The organism is Cryobacterium suzukii (assembly GCF_004403185.1).
Classification (GTDB): Bacteria; Actinomycetota; Actinomycetes; order Actinomycetales; family Microbacteriaceae; genus Cryobacterium; species Cryobacterium suzukii.
This window is the reverse complement of record NZ_SOHJ01000004.1, coordinates 1-25,383: the sequence shown is the minus strand read 5'-3', so window position 1 is coordinate 25,383 and position 25,383 is coordinate 1. Positions and strand designations below refer to the sequence as shown.

Below are 25,383 nucleotides of genomic sequence, written 5' to 3'. Positions count from 1 at the left end.
CCTTCAGTAAGGCTTGACCGGCCCGTTTTCGCGTCGCTGTTTCTGAACGGATGCTGCGGCATCCGCTTCGCTATCGCCCAGCCAATATTTGAGGCGCGCCCTCTCGGTTCAGGGCCGCTCGCCGATCCCGACCTAGGCTGGTTCTGTTATGCAACCGAGAGTCACCGCCATCCTTGTCGCCCGAAACGGCGCGAAACACCTTGAGCGAACTCTCAAGGCGCTGTCGCTACAGACCCGTAAACCCGACATTGTCATCACCGTTGACTGCGGCTCGAGCGATTCGACCGCGAAACTGCTCGCCGACTTCGGGCCGACGCAGTTCATTGCCGCCGACGCCGATCTGAACTTTGGGCAGGCGATCGATGCCGCCGTGCGCGTGACAACGCCGCCCACACACGATCGCGAGATGCTCTGGCTGCTCGCCCAGGACAGCGCGCCCGACCCGAATGCGCTCGAGATTCTCGTCGATGCACTCGAGATCGCCCCCTCGGTGGCCGTAGCTGGACCCAAGGTGATGGAGTGGATCGCCGGCGAATACATCCACAACTTCGGCGAGTCGATGACGCCGACCGGTGCCACCGTCACCCTGGTCGAAAGCGAGCTCGACCAGGGCCAGCATGACGGCCTGAGCGACGTGCTCGCCGTCAGCGCCGGCGGCCTGCTCGTGCGCCACACGGTCTGGGAACAGCTCGGCGGATTCGACCCGGCCCTGTCGGTCGTGGACGACTCGCTCGACTTCTGCGTGCGCGTGCGCCTGGCCGGATACCGGGTATCGGTGGTACCGGCCGCTCGTGTGGCGTCGGCCGGTGACGGTATTGCCGGACCAAACCAGTCCTCCCGGGGTCGGCTCCGTCGCCGCCGGGTGCGGGCCGAACGCTCTGCCCAACTGCATCGCCGTCTGGTCTACGCTCCGGCCTGGACCCTGGTATTTCACTGGCTGTCTCTGCTGCCGCTGGCCTTTCTGCGTTCGATCGGGCAACTGCTGCGCAAGGAACCGGGCGCGATCGTCGGTGAATTCGCTGCGGCCTTCGGCGCCGCCTTCAACGGAATGCGCGTCGGCAATGCCCGCCGCTCCTTCGCCAAGACCCGAACTCTCGGCTGGGATGCCATTTCGATCCTGCGGGTTCCCTCAGCCGAAGTGCGCAGACGGCACTCGCTTAAGCGTGAAGCGAGCCTGTTCGGCCTGCACGGCGAACGGCCCGAAATTCGATTCTTCTCCGGCGGCGGCGCCTGGACCATGCTCGCCGCGGCCGTCGTGGGAATCATTATGATGGTGCCCCTGCTCGGCGCCGAAACCCTCACCGGCGGCGGACTATTGCCGCTCTCACCGACAGTGCCCGAACTGTGGGCGAGCGTCGGCTACGGCTGGCGCGACTTGGGACTCGGCTTCGTCGGAGCGGCCGACCCATTCGCCGCGGTCGTGGCCGTGATCGGCTCGATCGCGTTCTGGTCGCCCTCGTTCGCGCTCGTGCTGGTCTACGCCCTCGCCTTTCCGCTCGCAGCAATCGGCGCGTGGATGGCCGCAACCCGCCTGACCGACCGCGGCAGCCTCCGCGCCCTGGCCGCAGCCCTCTGGGTGCTGGCGCCGACGTTTCTGATCGCCCTTGCCGACGGACGCCCCGCCGCGATTCTCGTACACCTGCTGCTGCCCTGGCTGTTCTTCGCCTGGTTCGCCGCCGCGCGCACCTGGTCGGCGTCGGCATCCGCTGCCCTGCTGTTCGCTGCCGTCGCGGCCTGCGCGCCGTCGCTGGCCCCGGCACTGTTCGTGGTCTGGCTGCTCAGCGTGGCCCTGGCCGGACGCCGGGTGATGCGCTTTATCGGTATTCCGCTGCCGGCGCTCGCGCTGGCACTGCCGCTCATTGTTCATCAGGGCCTGCGCGGTGACTGGCTGGCCCTCGTCGCCGACCCGGGTCTGCCCGTGCCGAGCGGGCAGGCGCCCACCCTGCAACTGCTGCTCGGGCTGCCCGGCTCCGACGGCTGGGCGGCGGCGCTCGACCGCTTCGGGATCGTCGGCTTCGACCCGCAACTGTTCGTGCCCATCCTGCTCGCGCCGCTGGCCGTGCTTGCCGTGTTGGCGCTGCTGCTGCCCGGCGCGCGTCTGGCCAGCGGTGCCTGGCTGGTCGCGCTGCTCGGTTTCGGCACGGCCCTCGTCGCCAACCAGCTCGTGCTCGCCGCGATCGGGGCTGAACCGGTGCGCGTCTGGTCGGGCACCGGCCTCAGCCTGTACTGGCTCGGTCTGGTCGGAGCCCTCATTATCGGACTGCGCTCGCTGCACCGGTTCGCGTCGACGCCCGGCGTTGTCGCAGCCCTCGCTCTGGCCGCTGTTGCCCTTCCACTTATCGGCTCACTGCACGTCGGCACCGCAGCTGTGCGCGAGGGAACCGGGCAGACCCAACCGGCCTTCGTCGCCGCCGAAGCCCAGATCGACAATCGGGTCGGCACGCTCAAGCTCACCCCGCAGGCCGACGGGGGCCTGCTCGCGTCCATCGAGCGCGGCGTTGGCGCCACCCTGAACCAACAATCCACCCTGGACAGCACAGACCAGACCCTCAGCGACCGTGAGAAAACGCTCGCGGGGCTCGCCGGCAACCTGGCCTCGCGCAGCGGACTCGACGCCAGCGCAGACCTGGCCGAGTTGGGCATCCGCTTTATCGTCTTGCAGCCGCCCGGTTCGGGCATCGACGCTGCCGACACCGCGTTGCGCACCGAAACCGCCCTCGACGGCAACTCGGCGCTGGCACCGGTCGGCGACACCGAGTTTGGCCGGCTGTGGCAGTTCGGCGAAACGGATGCCGCAGCGTCGACGCCCATACCGGCTCGCGCCGGCGGCGTCTTCGGACTCGTAACCCTGCTCATTGCCCTCGCCGTGGTGGGCAGCGCGGTGCTGTTGGCGCTGCCGATCGGCGCCGGCCGTGAAGCCGTGCGCCAGGCTAACCGTGACGCCATTCGCCGGGCGGCCCGCGCCAACGCCAAACAGAAGCCCAAACGGGTGCGGCGGGGGAAGGGCTCGGTTGCGTCCGACCTGGAGGCCGACCTGGAAGTGCCGCTCGGCACCGACCTCGAAGCCGACCTCGCGATGGACCGGGAGACCGGCGTCGGCACCGGGCTGGAATCGCCCGATGATGGCACCGCCGATCCCGTGGAGGACGACAATGCCCGATAAGAGCCAACTTGCCCGCATCGGCGGCCGGGCCGGACGCGGTGTGCTCGGCCTCGTCGGCATCGCCGTCGTCGTCGCGACGCTCGGAGCGGCCACCCTCGTGACCCTGCCTACCATCGAACGCGAGCCGCAATCGAGCGAGATCGCGCCGCTGCCGAGCGAGCAGCAGCGGGTCTGCCCCGGGCCGCTGCTGACCCTCGCCGAGGACTCGACGCAGGCGCAGTCCGCGTCGAGTGTTGGGGCGGCATCCGCTGTGTATGGCGCCGTTGACGCAGTGTCACTGGAGCAGATTCGGCCGCAGGTCACCGAAATCACCGCGGTCGACGATATGAACAGTCGACAGCCGCCGTTGCTGCTGACCGTTCCCGTGCAGAATGGCGCCACCGTGCCGCCGCTGGTGACCGGCAGCCAGTCGCAGGTTGCCGCCACCGACACCATTGGCGGACTCGCCGTCGCTGCCTGCGCCGAAGCGGTCAGCGACAGCTGGATCGTCGGTGGGTCGACCGATATTGGACGCACCAGCCTGCTGCTGCTGAGCAACCCGACCCCCGTGCTCGCGACCGTCGACGTGACCGTCTACGGCGAGAGCGGACTCATCGACGCACCCGGAGCGACGGGCATTCTGGTGCAGCCGGGTGAGCAGCGGGTCATCTCGCTGGCCGGCCTCGCGCCGAACGTAAAATCGCCGGTGCTTCAGGTGTCATCGCGCGGCGGACAGGTGGCTGCGTCACTGGAGCAGAGCAGCATTCGGGGCATCGAACCGGGCGGAGTCGAGATCATCGGCACCACCGCGATGCCCGCCTTCAACCAGACCATTGCGGGGGTGCGCGTGATGGCGGCCGTCAGCGCCGAGACAGTCACAACGGGCGAGGGTTTTAACGCCGACACCCCGTCGATTCGGGTATTCGTGCCGGGCTCCAGCGCGGCGACGGTGCAGATCGGCGTGACGAGTGCCGACGGAACCACAGAAGGAACGTCGACCCAGGTGGACGTCGAACCCGGTATTGCCACCGAGATTCCGCTCGCGCCTCTGGCCGTGGGCAGCTTCTCGGTACACCTGCGCTCTGACGAGCCGATCGTCGCGGCCGCGCGCACCGCCACCGACAGCGCCGGAGGTAAGGACTTTGGCTGGTTCTCGGCCTCGGCGCCGCTGGTCGGTCCCTTCGCCATAGCCGTGGCCGCCGGGCCGTCACCGACCATGCACCTGGTCAACGGCGGGGCAGCGGATGCCGCACTCACCCTCACGCCCGCCGAGGGCACCCCGGTCAACCTCCAGGTCGGTGCCGGGGCCAGCGCCACGGTGCCGGTGTCTGGCGGAGTGACCTACGTCGTGAGCGGCGGTTCGGAACTTTGGGCGCTCGTGGACTACTCCGGTGATGGGGCACTGTCGTCCTTCGCTCTGAACCCGTCCGGGCCGCTGGCCTCGTCGATCCGCGTCTACACGCACTAGCTCCTCGTCTCCTTTTGGACGGGGCCTGGGCCCCGTCCAGGGGCCCAGTTTATAACCTGGGCCCAGGGACGGGGCCCGGGCCCCGTCCGCGTGAGGGGTCTGTGGGGCGGGGGCGGGAGCATCCGTTTGGCAGGTTTGGATGGCACACTGAACACTCGACTTGTAACCCGCTGGGAGCCGCTTGTGACGCTTGACCCGACTGCCTCGATTGTTGACCCATTGGTCGATCCTCTGGCCGACCCGACCGCGCGGGCGGAGATCGCCGTGATTGGCGGCTCCGGACTCTACGAACTCATCGACCCGTCCGGCGCGGTGACGCACCAGGTGCAGACGCCCTACGGAACCGCTCCGGTCACGATCGGCCTGCGCGCCGGTCGCCGCGTGGCGTTCCTGCCGCGGCACGGCAGCGGCCACAGCGTCGCCCCGCACCTGATCAACTACCGCGCCAATATCTGGGCTCTCGCCTCGATCGGCGTGCGCGCGATCATCTCCTCGTCGGCTGTCGGCGGTGTCACGCCGGAGTATGCGCCGGGGCTGCTCGTGGTCACCGACCAGTTCATCGACCGCACGAGCGGCCGCCCCGACACTTTCTACGACCGGGAATCGGTGCAGCACCTGTCCGCCGCCGACCCGTTCGACCCGTCGCTGCGCGGCTATGCGGTGCGCGCGCTCGAGGACCTCGGCGAGAACTTCGCGCCCACCGGAACCGTCGTCGTCATTCAGGGCCCGCGGTTCTCGACCCGGGCCGAGTCGGTCTGGTTCCGGTCGATCGGTGCGCACATCGTCAACATGACCGCCTACCCCGAGATCGTGCTGGCCGGCGAACTCAACATGGGAACGGTCAACCTGTCGTTCGTGACCGACGCCGACGCCGGGCTCGCGCCGGTAGCTGACGCCGCTGACGCCGCTGACGCCGCTGACGCCGCTGATGCCGCTGATGCCGCTGACGCCGACGATTCCGGCAGCCCCGCGCCGTCCGTCGTCACAACCGCCAGCGAGACGGATGCCGTCACCGCGTCCGCCGTATTCCGTCGCCTCCACGACGCCCAGCCACGCATCCTGGCCGCGATCGACGGGATCTTGCGTGCCCTGCCGACGGACTTCGTCCCGCGTGAACTCATCGACCCGGCCCAGGTCGACGCCGTGCTGGCACGTGCCGTGGCATCGGAGATCGCATGACCGTCGTGCTCATCACCGGCGGCGCAGGCTTCATCGGGTCCGCGATCGTCGATGCCGCTCTCGCCCGCGGCTACACGGTGCGAGTGCTCGACTCGCTGCGCGCCGACGTGCACGGTCCCGCCCCGGACCTTCCCACCGTTCGGGGCCCGGAACGCGGGGCCGGGAACGCTATCCCGGCAGGACCCGATCCGCGCGTCGAGTTCGTACACGGCGATGTCACCGACGCGGCAACGGTCGCCCGGGCCCTCGACGGCATCGACGTGGTGTGCCACCAAGCCGCCAAGGTGGGCCTCGGCGTCGACTTTGCCGACGCTCCCGACTACGTGCACAGCAACGAGATGGGAACCGCGGTGTTGCTGGTCGCCATGGCCGAGCGGGGCATCCGTCGCCTGGTTTTGGCCTCCTCCATGGTGGTCTACGGCGAGGGCAGCTACCGCGGTGCGAACGGATTCACCCGGCCCGGCCCTCGCCTGGCGGGCGACCTCGACGCCGGACGCTTCGACCCCCTCGATCCGGAGACAGGTCAGGCGCTCGAGCCCGTTTTGGTAAGTGAAACTGATCCACTCGACCCGCGCAACGTCTACGCGAGCAGCAAACTCGGCCAGGAATACCTCGCCACGGCGTGGGCCCGTTCGACGGGCGGGCGCGTCGCCGCCCTGCGGTACCACAATGTCTATGGTCCTGGCATGCCGCAGAACACTCCCTATGCGGGAGTCGCCTCGCTGTTTCGCTCGGCGATCGAGCGCGGTGAGGCCCCGCGGGTCTACGAAGACGGACGTCAGCGCCGCGACTTTGTGCACGTACGCGATGTGGCCTCGGCCAACATCGCGGCACTGGACTTCACCGCGTTCGACTGGACCTCGCAATCGACCACGACCAAAACGGATGCCAGCGCTCCCGCAGCTTCCCCGCAGGCCGTGCATTCCGATTCGGGAATATTTCGCCCCTTCAATGTCGGAAGCGGAATCGTGCACACCATCGGCGATATGGCGAGCACCCTCGCCGCGGCGTCCGGTGGCCTGGCCCCGATCGTGACCGGCCAGTACCGGCTCGGCGACGTGCGGCACATCACCGCATCCTCAGAGCGCTTGCGCACCGAACTCGGCTGGTCGGCTCAGGTCTCCTTCGAAGACGGCATGCGCGAGTTCGCGACGGCTCCGCTGCGCGCCGCCGTGCGGCCCTGAGCAATATCCAGCCCCGTGCCTCGACCTGAGGCGCCAACTTTGGCCCCATGAGCAGGGTCTTCTTCGCGTGAGGTGCCGTCTTCGGCCCCATGGCGCAGCATCCGCTCACCCCAGCGGATGCTGCGGCAACAGCAGCTCAAACCGGCATCCGTTCTCAACATTGGTCACGGTCACCTGCCCAGCATGAGCCCGCACGATTCCCTCGACGATCGCAAGGCCCAAGCCGGCGCCGCCGCTCTGACCGGCGCCGGTTCCCCAAGCGGACGTAGTGCGCGGCTCGCTCGCTCGCCAGCCCGCCTCGAACACCCGGCCAAGGTCCCGCTCGGGAATACCTCCGGCCGCATCGACGACCGAAATCACCGCCCGCCCGTCGACGTGAGGGGTCACCGAAACAACGATGGCGCTCCCGGCCGGGGAATGCTGAATGGCGTTCATGACCAAATTGCCGACCGCGCGGGCGAGTTCGCGGGCATCCGCCTGCAGGGTGAGACCGCGTTCGCCCTCGAACCGCAGGTCGAGGGATTTGGCAAGGGCGACCGGCGCGAGATCGGCGATCGTGTCGCTGATCAGGTCATACAGGGCGACCCGTTCGAGGTTGAGCTGGAGGGCGCCGGCGTGGATCTTGGACAGCTCGAACAGGTCATCGACCATGCCGCTGAGCCGGTCGACCTGCCCACGAATCTGCACGTAGTAGCGCTCGGGGTCCGGCGCCATGCCGTCCTCGAGGGCCTCGGCCATGGCCCGAATGCCGGCGAGGGGCGTGCGAAGGTCGTGCGAGATCCACGCCACAATCTCGCGGCGTGACGCCTCGATACGTTCCTCGCGCTTGCGGGATTCGGCCAGCCGATCGGCCGTCGCGGCCAGTTCCCCGGCGAGCGAGGCGAACTCCGTACTCGTATGCCGATCCGGGGATGTAACAGATTCGCCGCGACCGATGCTTGCCGCCGCGGCCCGAAAATACTGGTTGTCGCGAGCGAGCGAGCGCCCCAGCACCGAGGCCATCACGAGCGACACGATCCCGGCGACGACGGCCACCGAGTAGAACACGTTCAGGTCGTGCGCCGATAGATACATGAGCGACGCCACGGCGGACGTTCCGCTGACCACCGACGCAATGGTCGCGAACGCGATGACGACCACTTGCATCACGAGCGACCACCGCGATAACAGGCGCAGGGTCAGCAGGGCGAGCGCCCCCACGACGAGCGCGCAGCCGAGCGCGATGCCGGCGACGGTCGCAAATACCTCAGCGCTCATCGCAACGCTTCGTTAACGGTGCCTTCGCTGGCGCCGAGCGGCACCGGATCGAACCGGTAACCGACCCCCCACACCGTATTAACGAGAAGCGGATGCGCCGGGTCGGCCTCGATCTTCTCCCGCAACCGCCGCACGTGCACGGTCACCGTGGACAGGTCGCCGAATTCCCAGCCCCAGACCGTGCGGAGCAACTCCTCGCGGGTCAGCACCTTCGACGGCCGCCAGATCAGATACGCGAGCAGGTCGAACTCGCGGGCGGTGAGCACGAGCGGCTGGCCGCGCAGTCGAATCTCGTGCGCGGCGAGGTTGAGCGAGAATTCGCCGGCATCGAGAATCCCCTCCGGAATGGACTCGGTGCCGCTTCGCCGCAGCACCGACTGCACCCTCAGCACGAGCTCCCGAGGTGAGAACGGCTTCACCAGATAGTCGTCGGCGCCAGCTTCGAGGCCCTCGATGCGGTGTTCCTCTTCGCCGAGGGCGGTCAGCATGATCACCGGTAACGCGCCCCAGTTCACGCGGATACGCCGGCAGACCTCGATTCCATCCAGCAGCGGGAGCATGCGGTCCAGTACCACCAGATCGGGCTGGGCGATTTCGGCCTGGCGCAGGCCGGCGAGCCCGTCGACGGCTGCATCCACGACGAATCCGGCGGCGCGTAGGTACCGCCCGACCACCTCGGACACCGTCGGGTCGTCTTCGATGACGAGCACGCGACGGCCGGCCGGGGCATCCGCTCGTGGCGGCGCAAAATATTGGGAGGGAGACACCCCCTCAGACTAGGTGCGCGGCCGCCGCGGCGCGCGGGGGCGCGCGCACCAACGCACCCGATGTGCGCCCTTCCCGTGATGCGCCGGCGCGAGCCCGGAACGTGGCCCCGGTCGCCGAGGCCTGGCTGCACGACTTCGACCGGAAACACCCGTCACTTCCGGCTCCCCGGTTTTTTCCGTGATTCGTAACCTCTTTCACCCCGTAGGCCCAGACACCCCGCCTAGGGTCGAAGAATGATCAACATTCGGGTAAACGTGGTGTTGCCCTGCCTGAACGAGGTGCAGGCACTGCCGTGGATTCTCGAGCGCATGCCCGTCGGCTATAGCGCGATCGTTGTCGACAACGGCTCGACCGACGGATCTGCCGAACTCGCCCGTAGCCTTGGCGCGCAGGTTGTACACGAAAGTCGCCGCGGATTCGGCGCAGCAGCCCACGCCGGTCTTCTGGCCGCCACCGCTCCGATCGTGGCGTTCTGCGACGCCGACGCCTCGATGGACCCCCGCGACCTGCCGCTCGTGGTCGACCCGATCAGCGCTGACGAGGCTGATCTCGTGCTCGGACGCCGCCGCCCAACTACCCGCAATGCCTGGCCTCCGCACGCCCGTCTAGCAAATACCTATCTTTCCTGGCGACTGCGCCGAATAACAGGCGTGAACATTCATGACCTTGGCCCTATGCGAGCGGCGCGCCGCGAGCATCTTCTCGCCCTCGACCTCACTGATCGCCGCAGCGGGTACCCGCTGGAGATGTTTCTCGGCGCCGCAGCGGCCAACTGGCGCATCCGTGAAGTCGATACGCGGTACGCGCCGCGCGTCGGCCGCAGCAAAGTGACCGGGACCGTGCGCGGCACCCTCACCGCCATCAAGGACATGTCCGCGCTGCTGAGCACCGACCGCAGAAACCCCGCCGCCGCCATCAACATCAACCGCAGCATCCGAAACGAGGCCCGCTCATGACCGCTATCGTTGTCATCGCCAAGGAATGTTTGCCCGGCAAGGTCAAGACCCGGCTGCACCCGCCGCTCTCGCTCGAGCAGGCCGCCGAACTCGCCGCCGCCAGCCTCGCTGACACTCTCGCCGTCGCGTCACAACTGCCGGCAACGCGCCACATTCTGGCGTTTGATGGCGTGACTGCGCCCATGGAGGCATCCGCGTGGGAGATTTTGCCGCAGACCGCCGGCGGCCTTGACGAACGCCTGGCTGCCATCTTCGACACCCTCACCGAGCCCACCCTGCTGCTCGGAATGGACACCCCCCAGGTCAGTGCCGAACTGCTCGCCCCCGTATTCACGGACTGGGGCGACGAAACGGATGCCTGGTTCGGGCCAGCCGATGACGGCGGCTTCTGGGCGCTCGCCCTGAGAAGCCCGAGTGGAGCGCTGCTCCGCGGCATCCCGATGAGCCGCTCCGACACCGGCGCCCACCAGCTGCAACGTCTCGACGAGGCCGGACTCAGTGTGCGTCTGCTGCCGGCGCTCACCGATATCGACACCATAACGGATGCCCACACCGTTGCCTCGGTCGCCCCCCACACGCGCTTCGCGCGTGCTTTCGCGAGGGTGCGGGCATCCGCTCGCCTGCAGAATGCCGACTTACTCCCTGCGGCCCTGAGCGGGGCACGCTCGTGACACTCGTGTCGCCGCGACTGTGGGAGCAGTGGACGGACGGGGCGGTCGACGACGTGGACGGCACCACCGCCGACCGCTTTCGCCGGCAGACCACGTTCGGAGCCGGCGGCTCCGAACCTTATGCTCAGGCGCTGCAGAGCGACGACAACGTGCTCTACCTCTACGGCAATCGGACCGGTGCCGATTCGGGCACGCCGATGCGCGTGTCGACCATGCACGCCGGGCGCTGGAGCGCCGGAGCCGATCCGATCGACCGTTCCCTGCTCGCCGGGGCAGTCGGACCGGTGCTCGACATTGGCTGCGGACCGGGTCGCATGATCCAAGCTGCTCTCGACGCGGGACTCGACGCCCTCGGAGTCGACGTTTCGCCGACCGCCGTGCGGATAGCCCTCGCGGCCGGGCTCGCCGTTCTTCAGCGCTCCGTCTTCGACGACATTCCGCTGGAGGGAACCTGGGCGACCCTGCTCCTCGTCGACGGCAACATCGGCATCGGGGGCGATCCCGACGCCCTGCTCGACCGGTGCGCGTCACTGCTCGCTGTCGATGGTGTGCTCGTCGTCGAGGTGCACCGCGACCCCGAGCACGACCTCGCTTATGAAGGCACCCTGCACGACGCCGCCGGACGCACGAGCGACGCGTTCCCGTGGGCCGAACTCGGCGTCAGTGCCCTATGCCGGCGGGCCGCGAAGGTCGGACTGGTACAGGTCGCCGAATGGACCAGAGGCGACCGCTCGTTCGCCCGCCTGGCCCGCTCCTAGCCGCCGGCACCCACGGACGGGGCCCGGGCCCCGTCCGTGGGCCCAGTTTATAAACTTGGCCCACGGCCACAAGGTGGGCCGGGAGTGCGACACTTACCGCGCGGAGTGCGACACTTCACGCCCGGAGCGCGACACTTCACCGCCCGGATTCGTCCGGGAAGGTCGCGACCGGGCTCCGCCAGCGCAGGAACGCCCACACTGACAGCCCCACGGTGATCAGGGCCAGTACGAGCCAGAAGATCGCAAGGTTCAGCCCGTAATTCAGCGGCAGAACGGTCGGATTCGCAGGTGCGAAGTTCTTCGCCACGATCGTCGGCACCGCGATCAGCGACACGATCGACCCGACGACAATGCCGCCCTGCACGATCGCAATCACCGTACCGGTCGCCCGGCGACCCACCCGCCGCAGGGCGATTCCGAACGCGAACACGATCGGCGCCAGAATCGCGTCATGCAGCACGATCGCCGCGGCAATCCAGAGCGCCACCCCCGGTATGCGGGTTAGCCGCACCGAATCGAACATCACGAACGCGCCCCAGGCGAGCAGCAGCACACCGACACCCACCAGCGCCAAGCGGATGCTGCGCATCCGTCGGCTGGTCGACGCCGGGATTCCGGCCGGCGGAGGATTGAGCCCCGTCGTACTCGTCGTCATCAGATCGCCTCGATTCGGCTGAGCCATTTGGTCTGAAGCACGCCGGGGCGGCCCGGCGCGATCATGCGCGCCGGATACCCGTGCTCGAGGTCGAGGGTCTCACCGTTAAGTTCGAGCGCCACGAGGGTAAGCGGATCCCGCACATACTCTCGGCCCATCTCGGTCTTACTGAAGCTGCCGCGTTCTTCGAGGCTGATCAGGCGAAACGAGGTGTCCGGGTCGGCGCTCATCAGGTCGGCCAGATCGCTCAAGCGCACGCCGCGCCAGTGGGCCATCTGGCTCCAACCCTCGACGCAGGCGATCGGAAGCTGAACCTCGGTCTGCGGCAGCGCCAGCAACTGAGAACGGGTGAAGGAGCGTTCGGTGCCAGCCACCGCCACGGTGAGGGTCCACCCAGCGGCCATGGCGGCATCCGCTACCTTGGCCTGCTCGCTCGTGCGGTTCACCGGAACGCCCTGCTGGCCGACGCCCTTCTTGCGTGGCCCGAACAAGTTGACCGCGTTCAGCGGCGTGAAGGTCTGGCCGGCGGTCAGGCCCACGACGGCAGTGGTGGCCACGCCGACCGTCGTGAGGAATCCGCGCCGACTGACGCGGGTCCGAGCGCGCGGAGTCGCATCGATGTAATCGAGCACGCGCCCGGTCACACCGCCGGGCCGGGTGCTGCCCCACAATCGCACGGCCTCCGCGTTGGAAGCGCGGTCGTTCGAGACCGCGTCTTCCAGATGGTCACTGACCGGGGAGCCCTTGCTCCAGTACCGCGTGATCACCGGGAGCTTCACCCCGATATGAATGACCAGCAACCCGATCAGCACCCAACCGAGCGCAAAGTGCACCTGCCGAAACGGAAACGGCCACGGATACCACTGGTACGTGTTGAGCAGCCCAATCGTGATCTGCACGAGCGAGGCGCCCACAAAAAGGGCGATCGAGGCCCGTTCCAGAAAATGAATGAAGCCGCGTACCGGGGGATAGGCGAACAGGTCGGGAAAAACGATGTACAGCTTGGCCAGCAGCAGTGGAAAACAGGCGATTCCAGTGATCATGTGCGTGCCCTGCGTCACCTGGTACAGAAACTCCGGTCGAGTTGCGAATCGCATCCAGTCGAGGGGGTCCTGCAGAAAATGACTGTACAAACCGGTGCCGAAACAGATCAGAAAAGCGGCGCCGAGCAGCCGCCCGATCACCGTTGCCATCCGCGGATTGCGCACCGGCGATGCCAGCGCCCGCTGGGCTTCGTACATCAATCGCCGCATGCTTCTATTGCACCACTACACGGTCGATAAAACCGGCATAAATTTCTTACGATGTGCACATGGCGACCAGCCTTCACCCGGGAGGTCTTACGGTCTGCAGGTTTCTCACTCGTGGGTCCTCGAAAACATCGCCATTGAGCCCGGGTAGGTGAGGATGGACTGGTGCGATTCATTCTGATCTCGGGACTGCTCGTGCTCAGCGCTGCCCTCACAGCGTTTAGCGTCAGCACCCTCCACCTATTCGCACCGGACCGCGACGAGATGCAACTCGTGCTGGTCACGAGTGCGCTCTGGCTACTGTTCGGCCTGGCCTGGTGGTTGCTGCGTCGCGTGAACGGCAGGGCTGTGGTTGCGCTCATCCTGGCCGGCTCCGCTCTGATCGGCGGTGCGGCCATGGTCGGTCCGCCCAATACGAGCACCGACTCGGCTCGCTACGCGTGGGATGGCATCGTACAAAACAATGGCATCAGCCCCTACGCCTTCACGCCAGCGGATGCCCGCCTCGATTCCCTGAGACCAGACTGGCTCTTCCCGCCGCCCCAGACTACGGCCGCCGGTAAGGAGGTCTGCATCGGCGAACGCATCGTACGCGCCCGCACGACCGACGGCGATCTGCTCTGCTCGGCGCTCAACCGCACGGCGGTACCCACGATTTACCCTCCGGCCAGCGAGATCTTTTTCGCCGGTGTCCGTTTTCTTACCGGCCCTGAGCCCGCCTACTGGCCGTTGCAGCTCGCTGGGCTTCTGCTGAGCCTGGGCACGACCGTCATGCTGCTGGTTGGAATGCGCCGCCGCGGCCTCGATGAAAGAAATGCGGCGCTCTGGGCTTGGTGTCCGCTCGTGGCGACCGAGGCGATCACCAACTCGCACGTGGATATGCTCGGTGTCATCTTCGTCGTCGCGGCAGTGTTCCTGATCTCGTCGAAGAACGTGTGGCGCGGCGGCATCATGCTGGGAATCGCGATCGGCACCAAACTCATCCCGGTGCTGGCCGCGCCCGCCCTGCTCAAACGGGGCGGGTGGCGCATGGTGGCGGCATCCGTTCTGAGCTTTGCTCTGCTCTATGTGCCTTATGTGCTGGCCACCGGCATCGGGGTACTTGGCTACCTGCCCGGTTACCTCAGTGAGGAGGGCTACCAGGACGGCTCGCGGTTCGCGCTGGTGTCCCTGGTTGCGCCGGGCGAATCCGCTGTGATCGTCGCCGGCCTGATTCTGGCGGTCGTCGCCGTGCTGGTGATCATCAAGACCGACCAGAACCGGCCCTGGGTCGGCCAGCTCGTCATGATTGGCGCGACTTTGCTCGTGCTCAGTCCGCGCTACCCCTGGTATGCGCTGTTGCTGCTGCCGTTCGTGGCATTGAGTGGGCGCTGGGAATGGCTGCTCGTTCCGATGGCGCTCACCCTGCGGCTGCTCGTGCCGAACCCGCAGCTCACTCGGGTGTCGATCGCGATCGCGGTCATCGTCATTGTGGCCGTATCGCTGCGCCGCGCCGGCCCCGGCGCCCTCAAGCGGATGCTGCGCCTCCCGCGTCCCCGCGCGGCCTGACCAGCCGTCGAGGCACTCGTTGGAGTTCGCGGCACCCCTGACACCGAGTGCCCGTTTCCCTAACGAGTGCCGCGCAAGCCGGCCCGGTGCCCAGGTGTGGTTCGTGTTAACACACAGTTCACTCGTCTGACGGTTGCGCAGAGGATGCCGGTCACCCCGGCTCCTTAACGTGAACAGCAGCGCGCCTTCCGGCGTGCTGCGATCCACGAAAGAGTGCCGGCATGCGCAAGATTTTGATCATCGCGGCGGCCGCCGCCCTCAGTACGGTTCTGGTTGGCGGGGCCGTCGTGGCTGCGCAGGGAGAGTCGGCGCTCGCCGAACCGGCAAGCGCCGCTGCGCCCCTCGACGAGAGCGCCGCCTTCGACCTACAGTCCCACCGCGGCGGGCGCGGCGAACACACCGAGGAGAGCCTCGCCGCCTTCGCCGCCTCGCTCGAACTCGGGGTGAGCACGCTCGAACTCGACACGCACCTCACTCGCGACGATGTCGTCGTGGTCTGGCACGACGATGTGCTCACCGAGAGCAAATGCCGCGACACGGATGCCGCCTTCCGCAATGACCCGGCCTTCCCCTACGCCGGCAGTCGGGTGCGTGAACTGACCCTTGCCCAGATTCAGACGCTGGACTGCGGCTACCAGCAGGTGCCCGGCTATCCCGAGCAGCAGAACGTGCCCGGCACGGTGATCGTCGAATTGGCCGACGTGTTCGCGCTCGTCGACGCGCACAATGCCGACACCGTGCAGTTCAACATCGAGACCAAGATCGAGACCACCGGCCGGGCGGGCGAAGACGAGATGGCAGCATTGACCCGGGCCGTCGTCGCCTCGATCGAAGTCTCGGGCTACGCCGACCGAATCACGGTGCAGAGCTTCGACTGGGCGTCCCTCGATCTCGTGCAGCGGATATCACCTGAACTGCGAATCGCCGCCCTCGCCCAGGACGACGATTGGCTCGAAGTGGGCCAGCCCGGCGCGAGCGTGCACCTCGGTGGGATCGATGTCGACGATTACGACGGTTCCGTCGCCCGGGCAGCTGCCGCGAAGGGCTATGACGCTCTGTCGCCGACTTTCAAGACGGTCACGCCCGAGCTTGTGGCCGAGGCCCACTCCGCCGGATTGCCCGTGATCCCGTGGACCGTCAGCGAGTCCGCGCTGATGCACACCCTCATCGATCTGGGCGTCGACGGCATCATTACCGACTATCCCACCCGGTTGCGCGCCGTACTCGCCGAGCGTGGCCTCAGATTGCCGACCGCGTATCCGGCGCTATGACCGTGGTTCGTTAACTTCTCACACTGGACCGTACGGCCCCGCCGGCCACTGGCCAAGGCGAGCAGCCGCATCCGTCGTGCCTCGGTGCTGTACGCAGCTACCTGAAAGCGCGCTTCCAGCCCGGGCTCGTGAGTCCCTCTCGCTGACCCGTGACTTCCACTCGCTGACCCGTGAGTCCTGACCCGAAATCGGGCGAGAATGCGTGGACACTCACGGCTCGGCGCCCGCGACAACGGATGCCGCACCGCGGCCCCGCAGGCACCGCCACGCACACAAGCGGGCCCGCCAACCCGGCGGACCCGCTCCCACTAGACCCCGAAACTACAGGTACGGGCTCACGTTCTCGTCGAACGAGGTCGCGATCGCCGTGGTTGCGACGGCGAACGCCTCGGCCGGGTCGGTCTGCTGCAGCATGATCTTCTCGAGCGCTGTCGTGAGCTCTTTGTCGGCGTTCGGCACGAAGACGCGGCCCCAGTCCTGCGAGCGGGTGGTCTCGAGCTGGTCGACGGCCGTGCGAAACTGCGGGAACTCGGCGTAGACCTTGGTCATCGTTTCGCCGTCGCGGGCGGAAGTGCGCACCGGCATGTAGCCGGTGTTCGAGGAGAAGTACGCCGTGTTCTCGGAGTTGGTTAGAAACTTCAGGAACATGCCGGCGGCCAACTGCTGCTCCGGGGTGCGATCGGCTGCGATGGCGATGCCGGTTCCGCCGGTCGGGCAGGCCTGGCCTTCTGGTCCTTCGGGAAGGAACCCGGTGCCGACCTCGAACGTCGCGGCCTTGAGAATTCCGGTCAGCGACCCGGTCGAGCCCATGATGCAGCCGGTCAGGCCGGCGCCGAAGTCGGCGACCTGGTCGACGGCGGCTACCGTGGCGATCTTCTTGTCGTAAATCAGTGCTTGCAGGTAGTCCGCTGCGGCGATCGCTTCGGGGGTGTCGAGCGTCATCGTCCACTCGTCGGAGTAGGCGCCGCCCCGTCCCCAGAGCATGTTGCAGAACCACCACGCAGCCCAGGAGGCACCCTTGCCGAGGCCGAGCGGAGTCACGCCGCCCTCGGCCGCAATCTTCGGCGCCCACTCATCAAATTCGGCCCAGGTCTTGGGCGCGCGGTCGGGCAAGCCGGCCTTGGCCCAGACGGCCTTGTTGTAGTAGAACAGCGGCGTCGAGCGGGCGTAGGGGATGGCCCAGTGGTTGCCGGTGAAGGTGTAGTCGTCGTAGAGGGTCTTGTTGAAGTCGGCGGTGTCGATCTCGAGGTGCTTGGCGAGATCGTCGATCGGAAGGATCTGGCCGTTGATCATGTAGCGAAACCACCACACGTCGCTGGCCAGCACCAGGTCGGGCACGCTGTTGGTACCCGACGTCGCCTGAAACTTCTGCGCGATCTCGTCATAATTGGCGCCGGCCGTGACCAGATTCACCACGATCTCGGGGTTCTCGGCCTGGAAGCGTTTGATGATCTCTTCCTCGATCAGCTTCGAGGTACCCGGGTGGTTGCTCCACCAGGTGATCTCCTTGGCTGGCGTGATGCCCGTCCAGTCCATGACCGCGACGTCAGCGGCGCCGGCACCTGCTCCGAGCGAGGGCCCGCTGCACGCGGCGAGGGTGGCTGTGGCGCCAAACATGGCGGCGAGCTTCAAAATCTGCCGGCGGTTGATGGTGAATGTGGGTGTCGTGTTCATAGAACTCTCCTAATAGGGGTGGACACAAGTGGAAAATTGAGGGGACGGCATCCGCTGAGATAAACGGATGCCGACGCGTCAGCCGGTTACGCCCCCGGCGGTCAGCCCGGCGATGATGCGTTTTTGGAGCGCAAAGAACGCGATCAGCACCGGTACGGTGACCAACACGGTGCCGGCCATGAGCACGCCCCAGTTGGTGACGCCGTCGTTGTTCTGCAGCAGTGTCAGCCCCACCGGAAGTGTCATCATGTCGGAGCGGTCGACGACGAGCAGTGGCCAGAGGTATTCGTTCCACTCGGAGACGATCGAGATCAACGCCACGGCGGCGATGGTCGGTGCCGAGATGGGCACGATGAAACGCCAGAGGCGGGTCCAGTGGCTGGCTCCGTCGAGTGCTGCGGCTTCGAGAATGGAGATCGGCAGGGTCAGAAAGTGCTGGCGAAACAGAAAGGTGCCGAACGCGCTGGCCAGTCCTGGAACGATGATGCCCTGATACGTGTTGATCCAGCCGAGCGAGGCCACGAGGGTGAAGTTGGGAATCATCACGATCTGCTGCGGTACCAGGAGGGCAAAGACCACCAGGCCGAAGACGAACTTCTTGAACGGAAACTCGAGAAAGACGACAGCGTACGCGGTGGTCAGGCCGAGCAGCATTTTGAGGCCGGCGCCGATCACGGTGGTGATGGTGCTGTTGAGAAAGAAGTTTGCGAACGGCACGGCGGCCAGGGCAGCGGCATAGTTCGACAGGTCGTAGCTGTCGGGCAGCCACTGGATCGGCACGGTGTAGATCTCGTCGCGTTCCTTGAACCCGGCCAGAAACATCCAGACCAGCGGCAGAATCATGACCGCGATGGCCAGAAGCAGCCCGAGGTAGCCGCCGAGTTGTAGCGGTTTACGGCGACGCGCGGTCGAGGTCTGCGTGGGCATTAGTAGTGCACTCGTTTCTCGACGTACTTCATTTGGATCAGCGTGACCACGAGCAAGACGGCGAACAGAATTGTCGCGACCGCGGAGGAATACCCGGCTCGACCGGCCTGAAAGCCTTCCTGGTAAATCTGGTACATCATCGTGGTGGTGCCTTCGAGCGGCCCGCCCTTGGTCATCGCCTGGATGATGTCGAACGACTGCAATGAGCTGAGCAGCGTCGTGATCGACAGAAAGAACGTCGTCGGGCCGAGCAGCGGCAGCACGATGTTGCGAAACGCGCGCATCGGCCTTGCACCGTCGAGCGACGCCGCCTCGAGCAGGTCCCGCGGCACCGACTGCAGCGCCGCCAGGTAGATGAGTGCGACGTAGCCGACGTTTTTCCAGAGGTAGACGATAATGACCATGACCAACGCCCAGTGCGGATCGTTGTACCAGGGCGGTGAGGCCACGCCGATGGCGTCGAGCAGCGCCGCGGTGATCCCGAAGTTCGGGTCGAAAACGAACAGCCAGAGGAGGCCGACCGCGACCCCGGAGAGCACGTAGGGTGCGACGATGACGGTGCGGGCGGCGCCGCGGCCGTGCAGCTTGCGGTTGAGCAGCACCGCGAACAGCAGACCGATGACCATGCCACCGCCGACGGTCGCGACCGTGAAGATCAGGGTGACCGTGACGACCCGAACGGTGCCGGGGTCGTTGAACCAGGCCACGTAGTTGCCGAGGCCCACCGGAATCGCCGACGCGGAGCCGAGGTTCCACTGCAGGGTGGAGTAGTACAGCGACTGCAGCAGCGGCTTGTAGGTGAAGACGATGAGCAGGGCCACGTTCGGCCCGGCGAACAGCAGAAACAGCAGCCACGATTTCCACGGCTTCTTTTTCTTGCGCGGGGTGAACGCGCGGGGCGGCGCGGGTGTCGCGACGTTCGTCGGGGTCGGGGCCGCTACCGCTGACGTGGTGTCGCGGTGCAGGTCCTCGATGGTGGGCATGCGCTGAAATCCCCCTGAAAAGTGCTGTCGGCCAAGCAGCAGACTCTGTCAGGTTAGGCAACGTACCGATCGCCGATCGGCCGATTTGCTCGTATACGCGCAGTTGTCGCAAGGCGTTCGCCTACACCCCGTCGAAACTTCAGCGGGTGTTCACCTGGCCCGAGTGTCGGCGTTACTCGTCGGAGTTACGGTGTGCAGATGCCCCCTCTTGTCATCGGTCACCGCGGAGCCAGCGGCTACCGCCCCGAACACACCGCTTCCGCCTACGCCCTCGCGTTCGAGCTCGGCGCCGATGCGGTCGAGCCCGACATCGTCGCCACCCGAGATGGAGTGTTGGTGCTGCGCCACGAAAACGACATTTCCGCCACCACGGATGTTGCTTCTCGCGCCGAGTTCACCGGCCGCCGCACGACCAAGGAGTTCGCCGGTCACACCCTCACTGGCTGGTTCACCGAAGACTTCACCTGGGCCGAACTTGCCACCCTGCGCGCCCGGGAACGTCTTGCGCACTTGCGGCCGAAGAGCGCTCTGCACGACGACCAATACCCGATCCTGCGCCTGAGTGACCTCTTTTCCCTCATCGACGATGCCTCTAACATTTGGCGGCGCCCTCTCGGCATGGTCGCGGAGATTAAGAACGCCGCCTATTTCGCCTCGATCGGCCTGCCCCTTGACGAGCTGTTCGTCGCCGAGGTGCGTGCTGCCGGCTGGAACGCCGACGACGACCGCCTCATCATCGAGAGCTTCGAAGCGACTGTGCTCGCGCAGATTGCGGCTCGCGGTATGACCGCTCGCGGCGTGTTCCTGATCGCCCCGATTGGTCAGCCGCTCGACCAGGTCGCCCGGCTTGGCGCAGCAGCGCCGTATTACTCCGACTACCTCACCGAAACCGGTCTCGAGACCCTCGGTAGCACCGTCGACGGTATCAGTGTAGACAAATCCCTGATCATCCCGGCGAATACCGCCGGCGATCTGGTGACTTCTTCTCTCGTTGCCGACGCCCACGCGGCCGGGCTGGACATCTTCTGCTGGACCCTGCGGCCCGAGAATGCCTTTCTTACCGCGTCGTGTCGGCGGGGGGATCAGGCGGCCAGTTTCGGCAACTGGCGCGACGAGTTCGCGGCGGTCATGGGCAGCGGAATCGACGGGGTCTTCGTTGACCACCCCGACCTTGCCGCGAGCGTGCGCGACGACCTGCGTAGTGGGGTGGCGGCATCCGTTTGACGCGCTGAGCGGATGCCGACGCTCAATCCCGTCGCTCAATCCCGTCGCGGCACTCGTTAGGGAAGTGGGCACTCGTACGAACGAGTGCCCACTTCCCTACTACGTGCCGCGAGGCGCGAGCGGTCCCGGGCACGCAGAAATCGGGGCCCGCCGTGTGGCAGGCCCCGATTCGTGCTGTGAAGCTGACTCTTTAGAAGAGCCGACCGACTACTTGGTCGCGGCGGTGATGGTCGCGATACCAACGAGCATCTGGTCAGCGACGGCGTCGGTGCTGAACGTGGAGTTCAGCAGGCCGGCGGCTTCGGAGGAGATGTGAACCGTGGTGCCGGTGAGGATGGCGTTGTCGCCCTCCATCTTGAGGGGCTCAAGGGTTCCACCGTAGAGGTCGAACAGCAGGACCTGGGTCGCAGCGGACTCACCGTTGACCGAGACATCACCGAAGAGCTCCGAGGTGCCCGGGTCGATGGTGAAGTTGGTCAGCTCGACGACGATGTCGCCGGCGGTCAGCGAGAAGCCGGATCCCTCGTGCGAAATGGAGCCCTGAACGAAGGGGCGGTAGTCTTCGGCCGGGTCGTAGTAGTCCACGTTGCCGCCCGTGATCGGGAAGTGCAGGCTGCCCTCTTCGAGGGTGGCCGTTCCAACGGTGCCGGCGGTCAGGCCGAGGCTCGTGAGCGCGGCGCCGAAGTCGGCGTCGAGCAGCACTGCGGTGTCGACACCGGAGAGGCTGGGGATCGAGGCGAGGGGCGTCGGGTCAGCGGAGGCCGAGCTGGACGAGCTTGAGCTCGAAGCGGGCGCCGGGGTCGTGGTGCCGGCGTCCGACGTGCAGCCGGCGAGGCCGGCGATGAGAATTCCAGCAGAGGCGAAACCGATGGTGGCCTTGGTGAATGTACGCATGGGATGAATCCTTTTCTGTAGTTCGAGCAGGTGGTGTTGGGGTCTGCATGGTGTTCGGCCCCATCCCCGAAATGGTTTGGAATTGCCCCGATCTGTTACCGTTCTGTTACTAAATACAGCAAACGTCCAGACACGCGAACGCGCCGACCGACCGCACCGAAAGGCCGCGATCCCAGTCCTAGCAAGGATCGGTCCGCAAAGCGGATGCGAGCCGCACCGGATTTCCGCTCGCGGCAGGCGTTGGGAAGTGGCACGGGGAGACCACGTGCGACCATCTCGCACACGTGCGCCGATGATCGCCGACCCGTGTGCCGATACCTAGAAGTGGCGGAAGCGATCCGGCGCGAGGTCCCAGGGATCTTTGCCGAGCAGTTCGGCGACGCCGCGAAAGACGCACGTCTCGATCATCATGCGCTGGTGCATTTCATCGTTTTCGTGCAAACGTGACAAGCGCTGGATCGGCAGGCGGTAGAACACGACGCGGTTCGTCTCCGGCGTCACCATCCAGCGTTCCACGCCGACACCGGGTATGACTGAGGGCGGTCCGGAGGCGACCTCGAATACGGACTTGCCCAGTTCTTCGGGCCAGACGCCGCGCAAATATTCGATTGTGCTGGCGATCGTCATGTCGAACAGGTCGATGCGGGTGCGCAGCGGCGGCAGGAATGGGCCGGTCACCGAACTACGGATGCCGCGGCCGTGCCGGTCCCGCCCGCGACCGCGCACGGTCGGATCGGGCGCTGCTGAACGACGGGATCGAGACATGCTGCCATCCTACGGCGGCCCGGAAGCGGCTAGCCTTACAGACAATGACATTCCGCCCGTGTTCTCGTGTCGCCTGCCTCGAACCCTCGATGGCCACGCTCACCTTTGACTATGGGGAGTCCCTGGCCGTACTCGGCCCGCTCTCCGTTCGCGCGGAACCGCACAGCTTCGACCTGTGCACTCGCCACGCGAAGCGCACAAGCGCCCCCCAAGGCTGGAACCTCATGCGTTACCGGCTCCTGGCCGACGACTCCGACATTGACAGCCCGACGCTGCCGTGACCCGTTCTCGCTGGAGGGCGGCATCCGCTGCGCCGGGAGCCCTGCCCGCGCACCAGCCGAATAATGTGGGGGCCGTGCAGAGAGAAATGGCAAGATAGCAGCATGACTGTCGCCGCACCCACCGTGCCATCCACCTTTACCTACAAGATCGCCGACGTGTCGCTGGCCGAGGCTGGGCGCCACCAGCTGCGCCTGGCCGAGAATGAGATGCCCGGCCTCATGGCCCTGCGCACCGAGTTCGGTGAGACGAAGCCGCTCGCCGGCGCCCGCATCGCCGGTTCCCTCCACATGACCGTGCAGACCGCCGTGCTGATCGAGACCCTCGTTGCACTCGGTGCCCAAGTGCGCTGGGCTAGCTGCAACATTTTCTCCACGCAAGACGACGCGGCTGCCGCGATCGCCGTGGGTCCTACCGGCACAGCGGATGCCCCGGCCGGCATTCCCGTGTTCGCCTGGAAGGGCGAGACCCTCGAGGACTACTGGTGGTGCACCTCGCAGATCTTCGACTGGAGCGCCGAAGCGGCTGCGGCCGGAGCGGCGTGGACCGGCCCGAACCTGATCCTCGACGACGGTGGCGACGCCACGATGCTCGTGCACAAGGGTCGCGAGTTCGAACTGGCCGGCGCCGTACCAGCGGATGCTGCCGGTGACAGCCACGAGTACGGCGTCATCCTCGCCGCCCTCCGCCGCTCGCTCGCCGAATCGACCGACCGCTGGACCCTGGTCGCCGCCGACCTCATGGGCGTCACCGAAGAAACCACCACCGGGGTGCACCGCCTCTACGAGCTCGCCGCGAGCAAGGAACTGCTCTTTCCGGCCATCAACGTGAATGACTCGGTCACCAAGAGCAAGTTCGACAACAAGTACGGCATTCGCCACTCACTGCCCGACGGGCTCAACCGCGCCACGGACGTGCTGATCGGCGGCAAGGTCGTCTTCGTCGCCGGCTACGGTGATGTCGGCAAGGGCGCCGCCGAGGCACTGCGCGGCCAGGGCGCCCGGGTGATCGTGAGCGAGATCGACCCGATCAACGCGCTACAGGCCGCGATGGACGGTTTTCAGGTCGCTCGCCTCGATTCCGTCGTCGAACAGGTTGACATCTTCGTCAGCGGAACCGGAAACTTCAACGTCATCGGTGTCGAGCACATGCTGCGCATGAAGCACCTCGCCATCGTCGCCAACGTTGGCCACTTCGACAACGAGATCGACATGGCCGCGCTCGAGTCGCTGCCGGGGGCGGTCAAGGTGCAGATCAAGCCGCAGGTCGACGAATGGCGCATGCCGAGCGGACGCAGTGTGCTCGTGTTGTCGGAGGGCCGCCTGATGAACCTCGGCAACGCCACCGGCCACCCCTCGTTCGTGATGAGTAACTCCTTCACCAACCAGGTGCTCGCGCAGATCGAGCTGTACGTTTCGCCGGAGAAGTACCCCGTTGGCGTGTACGTGCTACCCAAGCTGCTCGACGAGAAGGTCGCGCGCCTCCACCTCGACGCTCTCGGTGTCGAGCTGACCGTGCTGACCCCCGAGCAGGCTAGCTACCTCGGTATCCCCGTAGAAGGCCCCTACAAAGTAGACCACTACCGCTACTAGCCCCTCCTCTCTGGGACGGGGCCCGGGCCCCGTCCGTGGGCCCAGTTTATAAACTGGGCCCACGTTCATAAGGTGGGCCCAGTACTCGGAGAGGTGCGGGCAAGCGGATGCCGAGCACACAGTTCTGGGACGGGGCCCGGGCCCCGTCCTTGGGCCCGGTTTATAGACTGGGCCCACGTTCATAAGGTGGGCCCAGTGGACGTCCATGTGCTGGGGGAGCGGATGCCAGCCGTGCGACACGCCCGGGTGGGGGGCGTTTTGACGGGTGGTCTCGCGGACCGTAATGTATCTATACGTACCCCAAAGGTGCGGAAAGCCGCAGTGCTTTTCGGCCTCACGTGGGACCATCTTCTAGTCAATATAACTCGTCGTTCTTGTTTCAAGAGTGTGTGAGTTGGGCTAGGATAGTAAGCCTCCCATCAAGTGTGTGTCACTGGTTGAGTCGGGTTTTTTCGAGTGTTTTGGTGCGCTTCGGCGTGCCGGGATCTGCTGGGAATGGCTGATTTGACAGCGACTGGCTGGGTGGGTAAGTTAGACAAGTTGCCCCGGAGCGACAGCCCAGTAGGGCCTGAAGTCGGGTGCGTCCGATCCTTGAGAACTCAACAGCGTGCACAATGTCAAATGCCAAAAACCTCGTGGTTGTGGCCCGTTTCTAGCGGGGTACAGCTAAGAGATTCCTTTGGAAATAATATTGAACAAGTCCTGGTCTTCGGACTAGGCAACTATACAAAGCAAGTCAGTAATGATTTGTTCTGTCAGTTTCAAACTTGCATCTTCTCAGCCTATTCCGGTTGGTGGGTGCACTAGATGGGCACCGGATTTATTCGGGAGCTATTCAAACATTTACGGAGAGTTTGATCCTGGCTCAGGACGAACGCTGGCGGCGTGCTTAACACATGCAAGTCGAACGGTGAAGAGGAGCTTGCTCCTTGGATCAG

Annotated in this window: 21 protein-coding genes and 1 rRNA gene; 13 read left to right on the top strand and 9 right to left on the bottom strand. The window is 66.2% G+C overall.

Features of this window, described 5'->3' with window-relative positions; all coding sequences use genetic code 11:
• Positions 1–148: 148 nt before the first annotated feature.
• The 4 genes from E3T39_RS04505 (at position 149) to E3T39_RS04490 (ending at position 6,973) form a co-directional block, all read left to right on the top strand.
• Positions 149–3,163, top strand: a complete 3,015-nt coding sequence (locus tag E3T39_RS04505) for a glycosyltransferase family 2 protein (RefSeq protein WP_134513548.1) — start codon at positions 149–151, stop codon at positions 3,161–3,163.
• A complete protein-coding gene (locus tag E3T39_RS04500) occupies positions 3,153–4,610 on the top strand; it encodes a DUF5719 family protein (protein ID WP_134513547.1) in 1,458 nt (485 codons plus the stop codon). The genes E3T39_RS04505 and E3T39_RS04500 overlap by 11 nt, the downstream gene beginning before the upstream one ends.
• A 183-nt stretch (positions 4,611–4,793) precedes the next feature.
• Positions 4,794–5,789 (top strand): MTAP family purine nucleoside phosphorylase, encoded by a 996-nt coding sequence (locus E3T39_RS04495; RefSeq protein WP_338145260.1) that lies wholly within the window; start codon positions 4,794–4,796, stop codon positions 5,787–5,789.
• On the top strand, positions 5,786–6,973 hold the full coding sequence (locus tag E3T39_RS04490) for an NAD-dependent epimerase/dehydratase family protein (protein ID WP_134513546.1): 1,188 nt from the start codon (positions 5,786–5,788) through the stop codon (positions 6,971–6,973). Before E3T39_RS04495 ends, E3T39_RS04490 begins: the two co-directional genes overlap by 4 nt.
• Positions 6,974–7,078: 105 nt before the next feature.
• Here the strand turns inward: E3T39_RS04490 and E3T39_RS04485 are convergent, their stop codons facing one another.
• Entirely contained in the window at positions 7,079–8,230 is a 1,152-nt protein-coding gene (locus E3T39_RS04485) for a sensor histidine kinase (RefSeq protein WP_134513545.1), read from the bottom strand.
• Positions 8,227–8,997 (bottom strand): response regulator transcription factor, encoded by a 771-nt coding sequence (locus E3T39_RS04480; RefSeq protein WP_134513544.1) that lies wholly within the window; start codon positions 8,995–8,997, stop codon positions 8,227–8,229. The genes E3T39_RS04485 and E3T39_RS04480 overlap by 4 nt, the downstream gene beginning before the upstream one ends.
• A 234-nt stretch (positions 8,998–9,231) precedes the next feature.
• Here E3T39_RS04480 and E3T39_RS04475 point away from each other — a divergent pair, with 234 nt between their 5' ends.
• The 3 genes from E3T39_RS04475 to E3T39_RS04465 are packed head-to-tail and all read left to right on the top strand — an operon-like array spanning position 9,232 to position 11,383.
• On the top strand, positions 9,232–9,954 hold the full coding sequence (locus E3T39_RS04475; protein WP_134513543.1) for a glycosyltransferase family 2 protein: 723 nt from the start codon (positions 9,232–9,234) through the stop codon (positions 9,952–9,954).
• Positions 9,951–10,625, top strand: a complete 675-nt coding sequence (locus tag E3T39_RS04470; protein WP_134513542.1) for a TIGR04282 family arsenosugar biosynthesis glycosyltransferase — start codon at positions 9,951–9,953, stop codon at positions 10,623–10,625. Before E3T39_RS04475 ends, E3T39_RS04470 begins: the two co-directional genes overlap by 4 nt.
• On the top strand, positions 10,622–11,383 hold the full coding sequence (locus E3T39_RS04465) for a class I SAM-dependent methyltransferase (protein ID WP_241979515.1): 762 nt from the start codon (positions 10,622–10,624) through the stop codon (positions 11,381–11,383). Before E3T39_RS04470 ends, E3T39_RS04465 begins: the two co-directional genes overlap by 4 nt.
• Before the next feature lie 136 nt (positions 11,384–11,519).
• Here the strand turns inward: E3T39_RS04465 and E3T39_RS04460 are convergent, their stop codons facing one another.
• Together E3T39_RS04460 and E3T39_RS04455 are read right to left on the bottom strand one after the other, a co-directional pair.
• Positions 11,520–12,038, bottom strand: a complete 519-nt coding sequence (locus tag E3T39_RS04460; protein WP_134513541.1) for a hypothetical protein — start codon at positions 12,036–12,038, stop codon at positions 11,520–11,522.
• A complete protein-coding gene (locus E3T39_RS04455; RefSeq protein WP_134513540.1) occupies positions 12,038–13,291 on the bottom strand; it encodes a molybdopterin-dependent oxidoreductase in 1,254 nt (417 codons plus the stop codon). The genes E3T39_RS04460 and E3T39_RS04455 overlap by 1 nt, the downstream gene beginning before the upstream one ends.
• A 162-nt stretch (positions 13,292–13,453) precedes the next feature.
• Between E3T39_RS04455 and E3T39_RS04450 the strand changes: the two genes are divergently transcribed.
• Both E3T39_RS04450 and E3T39_RS04445 read left to right on the top strand, forming a co-directional pair.
• Positions 13,454–14,836 (top strand): glycosyltransferase family 87 protein, encoded by a 1,383-nt coding sequence (locus tag E3T39_RS04450; protein ID WP_134513539.1) that lies wholly within the window; start codon positions 13,454–13,456, stop codon positions 14,834–14,836.
• A gap of 221 nt (positions 14,837–15,057) precedes the next feature.
• Entirely contained in the window at positions 15,058–16,107 is a 1,050-nt protein-coding gene (locus E3T39_RS04445; RefSeq protein WP_134513538.1) for a glycerophosphodiester phosphodiesterase family protein, read from the top strand.
• A gap of 321 nt (positions 16,108–16,428) precedes the next feature.
• Here the strand turns inward: E3T39_RS04445 and E3T39_RS04440 are convergent, their stop codons facing one another.
• The 3 genes from E3T39_RS04440 to E3T39_RS04430 form a co-directional block, all read right to left on the bottom strand.
• Entirely contained in the window at positions 16,429–17,781 is a 1,353-nt protein-coding gene (locus tag E3T39_RS04440) for an ABC transporter substrate-binding protein (protein ID WP_134513537.1), read from the bottom strand.
• Positions 17,782–17,859: 78 nt separating this feature from the next.
• Positions 17,860–18,708, bottom strand: a complete 849-nt coding sequence (locus E3T39_RS04435) for a carbohydrate ABC transporter permease (RefSeq protein ID WP_134513536.1) — start codon at positions 18,706–18,708, stop codon at positions 17,860–17,862.
• Positions 18,708–19,691, bottom strand: a complete 984-nt coding sequence (locus E3T39_RS04430; RefSeq protein ID WP_134513535.1) for a carbohydrate ABC transporter permease — start codon at positions 19,689–19,691, stop codon at positions 18,708–18,710. The genes E3T39_RS04435 and E3T39_RS04430 overlap by 1 nt, the downstream gene beginning before the upstream one ends.
• Before the next feature lie 198 nt (positions 19,692–19,889).
• Between E3T39_RS04430 and E3T39_RS04425 the strand changes: the two genes are divergently transcribed.
• Positions 19,890–20,915, top strand: coding sequence for a glycerophosphodiester phosphodiesterase family protein (locus E3T39_RS04425; RefSeq protein WP_134513534.1), 1,026 nt, complete (start codon positions 19,890–19,892; stop codon positions 20,913–20,915).
• Positions 20,916–21,122: 207 nt separating this feature from the next.
• Here E3T39_RS04425 and E3T39_RS04420 read toward each other — a convergent pair whose 3' ends face one another.
• Positions 21,123–21,809, bottom strand: a complete 687-nt coding sequence (locus tag E3T39_RS04420; RefSeq protein ID WP_134513533.1) for a hypothetical protein — start codon at positions 21,807–21,809, stop codon at positions 21,123–21,125.
• A 318-nt stretch (positions 21,810–22,127) separates the two neighbouring features.
• On the bottom strand, positions 22,128–22,574 hold the full coding sequence (locus E3T39_RS04415) for a metallopeptidase family protein (protein ID WP_134513532.1): 447 nt from the start codon (positions 22,572–22,574) through the stop codon (positions 22,128–22,130).
• Between the two features lie 44 nt (positions 22,575–22,618).
• Between E3T39_RS04415 and E3T39_RS04410 the strand changes: the two genes are divergently transcribed.
• The 3 genes from E3T39_RS04410 to E3T39_RS04400 form a co-directional block, all read left to right on the top strand.
• A complete protein-coding gene (locus tag E3T39_RS04410; RefSeq protein ID WP_134513531.1) occupies positions 22,619–22,855 on the top strand; it encodes a DUF3499 family protein in 237 nt (78 codons plus the stop codon).
• A gap of 102 nt (positions 22,856–22,957) precedes the next feature.
• Entirely contained in the window at positions 22,958–24,445 is a 1,488-nt protein-coding gene (gene ahcY / locus E3T39_RS04405) for an adenosylhomocysteinase (protein WP_134513530.1), read from the top strand.
• An 842-nt stretch (positions 24,446–25,287) separates the two neighbouring features.
• Positions 25,288–25,383 (top strand): 16S ribosomal RNA (locus tag E3T39_RS04400); the annotation flags it as partial.

Coding starts and splice junctions, on each gene's coding strand:
- E3T39_RS04500 (WP_134513547.1), top strand. CDS start 3,153: ATGCCCGATAAGAGCCAACTTGCCCGCATCGGCGGCCGGGCCGGACGC.
- E3T39_RS04455 (WP_134513540.1), bottom strand. CDS start 13,291: ATGCGGCGATTGATGTACGAAGCCCAGCGGGCGCTGGCATCGCCGGTG.
- E3T39_RS04485 (WP_134513545.1), bottom strand. CDS start 8,230: ATGAGCGCTGAGGTATTTGCGACCGTCGCCGGCATCGCGCTCGGCTGC.
- E3T39_RS04460 (WP_134513541.1), bottom strand. CDS start 12,038: ATGACGACGAGTACGACGGGGCTCAATCCTCCGCCGGCCGGAATCCCG.
- E3T39_RS04490 (WP_134513546.1), top strand. CDS start 5,786: ATGACCGTCGTGCTCATCACCGGCGGCGCAGGCTTCATCGGGTCCGCG.
- E3T39_RS04410 (WP_134513531.1), top strand. CDS start 22,619: ATGACATTCCGCCCGTGTTCTCGTGTCGCCTGCCTCGAACCCTCGATG.
- E3T39_RS04505 (WP_134513548.1), top strand. CDS start 149: ATGCAACCGAGAGTCACCGCCATCCTTGTCGCCCGAAACGGCGCGAAA.
- E3T39_RS04430 (WP_134513535.1), bottom strand. CDS start 19,691: ATGCCCACCATCGAGGACCTGCACCGCGACACCACGTCAGCGGTAGCG.
- ahcY (WP_134513530.1), top strand. CDS start 22,958: ATGACTGTCGCCGCACCCACCGTGCCATCCACCTTTACCTACAAGATC.
- E3T39_RS04435 (WP_134513536.1), bottom strand. CDS start 18,708: ATGCCCACGCAGACCTCGACCGCGCGTCGCCGTAAACCGCTACAACTC.
- E3T39_RS04470 (WP_134513542.1), top strand. CDS start 9,951: ATGACCGCTATCGTTGTCATCGCCAAGGAATGTTTGCCCGGCAAGGTC.
- E3T39_RS04440 (WP_134513537.1), bottom strand. CDS start 17,781: ATGAACACGACACCCACATTCACCATCAACCGCCGGCAGATTTTGAAG.
- E3T39_RS04475 (WP_134513543.1), top strand. CDS start 9,232: ATGATCAACATTCGGGTAAACGTGGTGTTGCCCTGCCTGAACGAGGTG.
- E3T39_RS04420 (WP_134513533.1), bottom strand. CDS start 21,809: ATGCGTACATTCACCAAGGCCACCATCGGTTTCGCCTCTGCTGGAATT.
- E3T39_RS04445 (WP_134513538.1), top strand. CDS start 15,058: ATGCGCAAGATTTTGATCATCGCGGCGGCCGCCGCCCTCAGTACGGTT.
- E3T39_RS04425 (WP_134513534.1), top strand. CDS start 19,890: ATGCCCCCTCTTGTCATCGGTCACCGCGGAGCCAGCGGCTACCGCCCC.
- E3T39_RS04415 (WP_134513532.1), bottom strand. CDS start 22,574: ATGTCTCGATCCCGTCGTTCAGCAGCGCCCGATCCGACCGTGCGCGGT.